Here is a 2,217-nt window from a genome sequence, read left to right as displayed (position 1 = left end):
CCGCCACGGCGACCACGAGGTCATCTGGCACAACGGCGCGACGAGCGGGTTCCGGTCCTACCTCGGGCTCGAACGGGCCACCGGCCGGGCCGTGGTGGTGCTCGGCAACACCGACAAGGGCGTCGAGCCGATCGGCCGGCGACTGCTCGGCGTACCGGAGGAGGAGGCGGGGGACGCGGCACCGGTGGCTCCCGTCTGGATCGGCGCGGGCCTCGCGGTGGCGTTCACCTTCCTCGGCGGCCTGTCCCTGCTCCGCACCGCCCGCCGCCGCGAACTGGACCGGGTCACAGTGGTGGCGGCGGTGGTGTGGGCGTTCGCCTATCTCGGGTTGGCGCACCGGATGGGCGACTGGTCGGTGGTGCCGGCGTGGCTGTGGCCGCTCGGGGCCGGTCTGGCCGTGGCGGCAGCGACAGTGGCCGTGACCCGCTGGTCCGCCCTGCCGGTGGTCGACGCGCGAGTGCCGTGGCGTCGCCTGCTGTCGGTGGCCAGCTCCCTGCTCGCCGCCGTGCTGGCGCTCGCCGCCGTGAGCGACTGAGCGAGCCGCGCCGGCCCGCCGTTGCGTACCCTCGGCCGATGACGTCTGATCTGCGGCTGCGCCCGGTCGGCGAGGACGACCTCGTCGAGTTCTTCCGGCACCAGCAGGACCCGGAGGCCAACCGGATGGCCGCGTTCGGCCCGAAGGACCCGTCCGACCGCCGGGAGTTCGCCGCGCACTGGGCCCGGGTGCTCACCAACCCGGCGAACCTGGTCCGCACCGTCGAGGTCGACGGCGACGTGGTCGGTTACGTGAGCGCCTTCCCGGTCGACCAGCAGACCGAGGTCAGCTACTGGATCGACCCGGCACGCTGGGGTCGGGGGCACGCCACGGCGGCCCTGGCCGCCCTGCTGCGCGAGCTGCCCCGGCCGGTGCACGCCCGCGCCGCCAAGGACAACGCCGCCTCGCTCGCGGTGCTGCGCAAGTGCGGGTTCGTAGTGGTCGGTGAAGACTCGGGGTACGCCAACGGCCGCGGCGAAGACGTCGAGGAGTGGCTGCTGGAGCTGCCCGCCGACGCTCCTGACCTGGGCGGGCACTAGTCTCGCGGCGTGAACTGGTTGGATCTCGTCGGCTGGGCCGGCTCCGCGGTGCTGGTCTGGTCGCTGCTGCAGTCGCGCGTCCTGCGACTGCGCGCGATCAACCTCGTCGGCTGCGTCGTGCTGATCGGCTACAACGCCGCGATCGAGGTCTGGCCCATGGTCGGGCTCAACGTGGTGCTCGCGGCGATCAACATCTGGTACCTGCGCGGGATGCTCGCCACCCGGCACGACGACAAGACGTACCAGGTGGTGGAGGTCGGCGTCGACGACCAGTTCCTCGCGCACACGCTGCGGGTGCACGCCGCCGACATCGCCCGGTTCAACCCCGGCTTCCACTGGGATCCGGACGCGCCCGGGCGCTCGGCGTTCCTCGTGGTCACTGCCGACGAGGTGGTCGGGGTGGTGCTGTCGCACGCCGAGGCGCCCGGCGTCGCCCAGATCGACCTGGACTACGTCACCCCGAAGTTCCGTGACTTCACCCCGGGCGAGTTCGTCTACCGGCGCAGCCACCTGTTCACCGAACGCGGCTTCCACCGGGTGGTCAGCCCGCCCCGGATGGTCGCCCCCTACTACCACCGGCTCGGCTTCCGACCGGAGGGCGACTCCTACGTCCTCGATCTCCCGGCGTCCTCGACGCCCCCTGCCCGGTAGCGTCACCGCGTCCGATTCGACGTGGCGTCGCCCGGGCAGGATTCGGCCGGCACCGGACGGGGCAAAGACAACGCCTACGCCGGGCGGGCTCGCCGACCGGCGGGTACCGCGCGTACCGGCCGGTGCCACCACGACGAGGGAGCGAACCGGGCGTGCAGAGCTACGGGAGCCAACTGGCCCTGGTCGGAGTCCTGGTCGTGATCAACGCGCTCTTCGCGGGCAGCGAGATGGCGTTGGTGTCGCTGCGGGACAGCCAGATCCAACGGTTGGAGCGCACCAGCCGGGGCGGGCGGGTGCTGGCCCGCCTCGCCAAGGACCCGAACCGCTTCCTGGCCACCATCCAGATCGGCATCACCCTCGCCGGCTTCCTGGCCTCCGCCGCCGCGGCGGTCTCCCTGGCCAAACCCCTGGTGCCGCTGCTCGGCGTGTTCGGGGGCGCCGCCGAGACGGTGGCGATCGTGATCGTCACCCTCGCGCTGACCTTCGTCACCC

At 72.6% G+C, this 2,217-nt stretch carries 4 protein-coding genes; all 4 read left to right on the top strand.

What is annotated here, in order from left to right; genetic code table 11:
- The coding region (locus KBX53_RS30495) for a hypothetical protein (RefSeq protein WP_210863168.1) at positions 1-535 on the top strand (535 nt) is incomplete at its 5' end.
- 38 nt (positions 536-573) lie between these two features.
- Positions 574-1,074 carry a GNAT family N-acetyltransferase gene (locus tag KBX53_RS30490; RefSeq protein ID WP_030335760.1) on the top strand — a complete coding sequence of 167 codons (501 nt, stop codon included), beginning with the start codon at positions 574-576 and terminating at the stop codon, positions 1,072-1,074.
- A 9-nt stretch (positions 1,075-1,083) separates the two neighbouring features.
- Positions 1,084-1,725, top strand: a complete 642-nt coding sequence (locus tag KBX53_RS30485; RefSeq protein ID WP_210863165.1) for a hypothetical protein — start codon at positions 1,084-1,086, stop codon at positions 1,723-1,725.
- Between the two features lie 152 nt (positions 1,726-1,877).
- Positions 1,878-2,217, top strand: a 340-nt coding sequence (locus tag KBX53_RS30480) for a CNNM domain-containing protein (protein ID WP_210863164.1), incomplete at its 3' end; no start/stop codon positions are given.

The sequence above is a fragment of the Micromonospora sp. M51 genome, assembly GCF_018070305.1.
Lineage (GTDB): Bacteria > Actinomycetota > Actinomycetes > Mycobacteriales > Micromonosporaceae > Micromonospora > Micromonospora parva.
The sequence above is the reverse complement of the archived record's forward strand: the minus strand, read 5'-3'. Positions and strand labels throughout refer to the sequence as shown.

What these genes read in the sequence shown, in the direction of transcription:
- KBX53_RS30490 (WP_030335760.1), top strand. Translation starts at nt 574, where the DNA reads ATGACGTCTGATCTGCGGCTGCGCCCGGTCGGCGAGGACGACCTCGTC.